General features: G+C 61.4%; 8 protein-coding genes and 1 pseudogene. 5 read left to right on the top strand and 4 right to left on the bottom strand.

The window, feature by feature from the left end; all coding sequences use genetic code 11:
- A partial coding sequence (locus B4N44_RS15965) for a HigA family addiction module antitoxin (RefSeq protein ID WP_349681098.1) occupies nucleotides 1–185 on the top strand: 185 nt, incomplete at its 5' end.
- Nucleotides 186–782: 597 nt separating this feature from the next.
- On the opposite strand, the gene B4N44_RS15960 is transcribed toward B4N44_RS15965, so the two are convergent.
- A complete protein-coding gene (locus B4N44_RS15960) occupies nucleotides 783–1,229 on the bottom strand; it encodes a hypothetical protein (protein WP_296702856.1) in 447 nt (148 codons plus the stop codon).
- 195 nt (nucleotides 1,230–1,424) lie between these two features.
- Between B4N44_RS15960 and B4N44_RS15955 the strand changes: the two genes are divergently transcribed.
- On the top strand, nucleotides 1,425–2,096 hold the full coding sequence (locus B4N44_RS15955; protein WP_296702853.1) for a hypothetical protein: 672 nt from the start codon (nucleotides 1,425–1,427) through the stop codon (nucleotides 2,094–2,096).
- Nucleotides 2,097–2,099: 3 nt separating this feature from the next.
- Here the strand turns inward: B4N44_RS15955 and B4N44_RS15950 are convergent, their stop codons facing one another.
- A complete protein-coding gene (locus tag B4N44_RS15950; protein ID WP_296702848.1) occupies nucleotides 2,100–2,474 on the bottom strand; it encodes a type II toxin-antitoxin system VapC family toxin in 375 nt (124 codons plus the stop codon).
- Nucleotides 2,471–2,707 carry a type II toxin-antitoxin system Phd/YefM family antitoxin gene (locus B4N44_RS15945; RefSeq protein ID WP_296702843.1) on the bottom strand — a complete coding sequence of 79 codons (237 nt, stop codon included), beginning with the start codon at nucleotides 2,705–2,707 and terminating at the stop codon, nucleotides 2,471–2,473. The genes B4N44_RS15950 and B4N44_RS15945 overlap by 4 nt, the downstream gene beginning before the upstream one ends.
- A 399-nt stretch (nucleotides 2,708–3,106) precedes the next feature.
- Here B4N44_RS15945 and B4N44_RS15940 point away from each other — a divergent pair, with 399 nt between their 5' ends.
- Both B4N44_RS15940 and B4N44_RS15935 read left to right on the top strand, forming a co-directional pair.
- Complete coding sequence (locus B4N44_RS15940; RefSeq protein WP_296702840.1) at nucleotides 3,107–3,451, top strand: hypothetical protein; 345 nt, start codon at nucleotides 3,107–3,109, stop codon at nucleotides 3,449–3,451.
- Nucleotides 3,452–3,457: 6 nt separating this feature from the next.
- Nucleotides 3,458–3,985: a hypothetical protein gene (locus B4N44_RS15935; protein ID WP_296702837.1), complete on the top strand. Its 528-nt coding sequence runs from the start codon at nucleotides 3,458–3,460 to the stop codon at nucleotides 3,983–3,985.
- Nucleotides 3,986–4,064: 79 nt separating this feature from the next.
- Here the strand turns inward: B4N44_RS15935 and B4N44_RS15930 are convergent, their stop codons facing one another.
- Entirely contained in the window at nucleotides 4,065–4,295 is a 231-nt protein-coding gene (locus B4N44_RS15930) for a hypothetical protein (protein ID WP_296702834.1), read from the bottom strand.
- Nucleotides 4,296–4,473: 178 nt separating this feature from the next.
- Between B4N44_RS15930 and B4N44_RS15925 the strand changes: the two are divergent.
- Nucleotides 4,474–4,770: pseudogene (locus tag B4N44_RS15925) on the top strand (cytosolic protein); the annotation flags it as partial.

Here is a 4,770-nt window from a genome sequence, read left to right as displayed (position 1 = left end):
GTGTAACTGCTCTTTTTAGGCTGAACATTACCCCTTATCGCCTAGCGAAGGCCGTCGGTGTACCGCAACAACGTATCGGCGAAATCCTGGCCGGTCGACGGGCGATCAGCGCCGATACCGGGCTGCGTCTGTCGCGCGTCTTCGCCCTGAGCGATGGCTTCTGGGTAGGGTTGCAGGCCGACTAAGATGCGGCTAAAGCGCGTCAAACGCTGGGTGCGACCTTGGAACGCATTACGCCGTTCATACAGCGCATCGAACCGCATCGGGACTTGGACATGGGCATGCGCTCCGTGCGAGTCGGCCGCATGGTGCACGGATGGGAGATCGTTTTTGGGGGGAAGCGGATGAATCCGGGCGTCCCCGAGGTTGATGTGGTTGACCGTCGGGACATGGAAGAGGACGACTGCAAGTCGTCTATCCCGGAGGTGTCGTCGCTTCGCGACGTTGGACCGCGCCGGTTCCTTCTTCCAAAAGGCATCGGGGTCTTGTCTCGTGGTTTTGAACACAAGTCGAAAGCGAGGATGCAGCCGGCGATGCGAGGAAGTTGGAGCCTCCCATAGGGAAAATCCCCTGATTGAAGACTAACGGTAGAGGTGGAGGCCCATCAGACGGCTGGATTCAGTTCGACCTCGCCGACGGCATTCGTTATCGCTGTTATCGCTCGCGCGCGGCATAAAACGCCTTCTTGGAGATGCCCGCTTGACGCGCCCTCGACGCGATGAGGGTTGGAGAGAAAGGCGCCTTGGGGACAGTCCACCGTGACCTTGTAGCGCCGGCCGTTTTCATCCTTGACCCACTGCTCGCGTGAGCCGCTCCCGCCCTTGCGGGGCTCGAAACCGAGTGTGCGCAGGATCCGCTTGACCTCGGTGCAGGTCAGCGGCGGGAAGTGGCCGCTCATTGAGCGAGCGACAGGGGAGGCGTCCGTTGAACGGGCGGTGGGTGTCGTCGTGCCGGCGGATATGGCGCCAGAAGCCGAACCACCAGAAGCGCAGCCAGTACCGCAGCGGCGCGCGTCGATTCAGCAACGCATCGGCGTAGGCTTGGTCTTCGCCATCCCATGCCTCGCGGACATAGTCATCGATCACGGCATCCAGCTTGCGTTTGACATCCTCGAAGGTCTCGCCTTGGGCGGCCAAGTCGAAGTCCAGACAGATGGCGACCCACAGGCGCGGCGCCTCACGCTCGGCGTAGCAGCGGACCTTCAGCTCGGTGGGACGGATGGTCGTCATTGGCGGGCTACGGGACGGTTCGAAACGGTCTGTTGTTCATCGTTACCCCGAGGATGCCCGCTGTCAACTTTTCCATCGGGGTCCAGGGGCATGCTAACAGCGGCATCGGGGTCACGAGCTATTCGAGCTCGGCATCGCAGATAGTCCGGCGGAAATCCGGTCGATCCGAGGTCGTAGTCATGGGCCGACTGTTATGTGACGCCCGCAACCATCGGGACGCTGCTGCGCCTCTCGCAGGTTCGCCCGGATGCCATCATCGCGCCGATTCAGCGCGACCGGCGCAGCGGAGCCATCACCAGCATCAGCCCGCGCAGTCGGTTTCTCTTCGGATTTCCCACCGTTTCCGGGCCGCACCGACTCACGCACGCCATGGCCGCCCGACCTCTCCTGCCCGTCAGACTCATCGGCGGCGGTCGTGGAGTGATCCTTCCCGCCGGCGTCCTGGCGCGCGCGGGACTCTTCGACGCCGAGACCCTTCCGCACTATTGGGCCGACCACGACGTCTACCCGCGCGCCCGTCAGCTGGGCACCCCGCTCTATGTCGAGACCGGCACCTTCATCGACATCGACGACAGCCGCACCACCTCGGCGGATCGCCCGGAAACGCTGAGCCTGGTCGAATTCCTCAGCACCCTGCGCGATACTCGCTCCCATCGCAACCTGCGCGATGTCGCCGCGCTGTTTTGCAAGCATTACCATATCCCAGGGCTTTACCCGGTCGGCGTGGCACTCTACACGGGGCGCTATCTGCTGGTGTATCTGGTCAAACGGGCATTTTATCTGCTTGGCCTTAGGCGGCGAGACCTTCGTCGGATGCGGCGAAGAACGCGGGCTGTACCCGCCTATCGATCCCGTCGAGAAGGCTGACCCCTAAGGCCGCCTGAGCGCGACCTCGTACTCGCTCCAGACGGCATCGGCGGAAACCGCGACCAAACCCTCGATACGTGCCTGTGCAATGATCAATCGATCGAAAGGATCTGCGTGCACGCCGGGCAGCTTGCCCGTCTCGATGGCATGCGCGTCATCGATCGGCAACAACGCAGCGCCAGCGGCAAGGGTTTGATCGCGGAAGGTATCCGGGTCGACCGAGAGCTTTCCCACGCGATGCTTGATCGCGACTTCCCAAACGCTGCCCACGGAGACCAGGCAGGCCGTTGTCGCCATCAGCTCGCGTGTCTCCTGCCGCAATCGCGCATCGCCCAGCAGCCACCACAACATGATCTGGGTATCGAGCAGCAGTTTCATGCGTCGTTGAAAAGCCTGGTGACTTCAGCATCCGCTTGTTCGCCGAAGGCGGCATCCACATCCCCGAACTGCCCGGCCAATCCCCCCCAATTGCGCAGCCCCGGAGCGGCCACGCATGGAACCAGCCTGACCTGGGCCTCGCCGTGGTTGGCGATGATGACCTCCTCACCGGAGACAGCCGCCTTCACCAGCTTAGAGAGTTGGTTCTTGGCTTCGAGCATATTGACTTGCATGACAGATTCTCCAGTTTGACCGGATCATCATAGCTAGGCTGGCTAGATTAGCCAAGCAGTAAGGCATCGGGGTCACAGGGTCGTCGAGGTCAGGTCTTTCTTTGTGACAGTCCAGATAGTCCGGCGGAAATCCCGGGGCATCAGGGTCTTGACTCATGCCCTTTCCGAGCAGAGAAAAGACAAGGGACGGATTTATTATTCATCTTCAAACCAAACCCATGCCCCTCCCATCAAAGAGTGGAGCAGGACCGGGCTCAATCGCCTGTGGTGCGGGGTGTCTTCCTACTCCGTGCTCGGCGGACTTCGGCGGTGCAACGGCATTCTTGGTTGTTGTTGACGAGCACGGGATCCAGTGCAACACTGATTCCCGTGTTCCACGCTCGCACCAGGAAACAACCTATGGCCAATGTCAACTTTACAGCTGCGATCGACCGCGATCTGCTCAAGCGGGCTAAGGTGCTTGCCGCGAAGGCAGAGACATCGGTCAATGCGCTGTTTAATGCCGAGCTGCGTTATTTGGTCGAGACATTCGACGCAGCCGAGGCGGCGGGTAACCAAAATTTCCTCGTCCTGCTCGATTTCTCCCTGGGCCGTCGCGACGACCGGGAAACGATGGAGGCGCTCGGCATCGACAGCGAGGAGGATTTGTTCTTGTTGATGGCCCGGGCACATCTGCCCACACCACGTCTGTCGGAATCGGCGACACGCGGCATGGTCGACGAATTGAACGCGTTGGCGGACTAAGCGGCCGTGCCTGCGGCGCATGGCCCGGTGGTGCTGCCCGATGCGGGACCGCTGATCACGCTGGCTTATGCCGATGCGTTGGACCTGCTGCTCAAACCGGGATGGCCGGTCGTGATTGTGGACATGGTGCTGTATGAGGTGATGCGCAACGACACCCCTACCAGCGCAAAGATCGGGGCCTGGGTCGCGGATCGTTCGATACCGATCGAGTCGACCCGGACTTTTGCGCACTATTGCGACGCTCTGGCCGAGGCCCTTAGCCAGGTGCGGAAGGCGAATCTCGGCGAGATCGCGGTGCAGGAGGCGATGAACGCTTTGGCATTGTCCGCCCCCGGCACGACTGGCGTCTTCCTGTTCGAGGACCACAAGATCGCACGTGCCAGCTTTTTGTTGCCGGACAATTGTCGCAAGGTGAGCACGCGGGCTTGGCTGCTGTTCCTGGAGGGGAAGGGCTGGATCGATTCGGCCGCCGATATCGAGCGGGCGGCGATCTCGAATGGCCGCAGCTTTTCGCGCCTGCGTTTTCCTCGCTAGCCCGTTTTCACCTCGCTCACACTCTCTACCTCCAACGCGCTCCCACGCTCAAAGACGAAAAGGCTCCTCAGGGTCAGACTTATGCCTTTTCCGAGCTACCTTTGGAGTCATGGCCGGACCCCTGCGACTTGAGTTTGCCGGTGCGCTCTATCACGTCACTTCGCGAGGGGACGGACGCGAGGACATTGTTCGAGATGCCGGTGACCGGCAGTTGTTTTTCGATGTGCTCGCAGGCGTGTGGGAGCGATTCAACTGGGTCATCCACGCCGACTGCCTGATGACTGCACTGCTCGCGCATCAGCAAGATCATTCGTGCTGCACCCGAGCTGACCGGCGAGGCGCAAGTCGGCAAAAAAACGGGACAGATTTTTCCCGAGAGGGCGACCGATTGTGATCGAGTCGTTTTCGATTCGTGTGAGATTCCGCTCGATACGGACACGCCTCGAAGAGGCCCATGCGCACCCCCGCCGCCAATAGCCGCGACGATTATGATTCCCCCCTGGAAGGATCTGCTCGACCGTTTGCAGCGGCTTTTTCTGGAGTTCTTCTTCCCGAGGATCGCGGCCGACATCGACTGGTCGCGCGGCTTCGCGTTTCTCGACAAGGAGCTGCAGAAGGTCACCCGCCGCGCCGTGGTCGGTCGCCGTTATGTCGACAAGCTGCTCGAGGTCTGGCGCTTGGGCGGCGAGGAGACCCGGGTGCTGATCCACACCGAGGTGCAGGGCGAGCCGGATCCGGGGTTTGCGCGGCGGCTCTACACCTATCACCCTAAAAAGAGCAGTTAC

Origin of the sequence: Thiocapsa sp. UBA6158, from assembly GCF_002423035.1 — a bacterium.
Taxonomy (GTDB): Bacteria; Pseudomonadota; Gammaproteobacteria; order Chromatiales; family Chromatiaceae; genus Thiocapsa.
The sequence above is the reverse complement of the archived record's forward strand: the minus strand, read 5'-3'. Positions and strand labels throughout refer to the sequence as shown.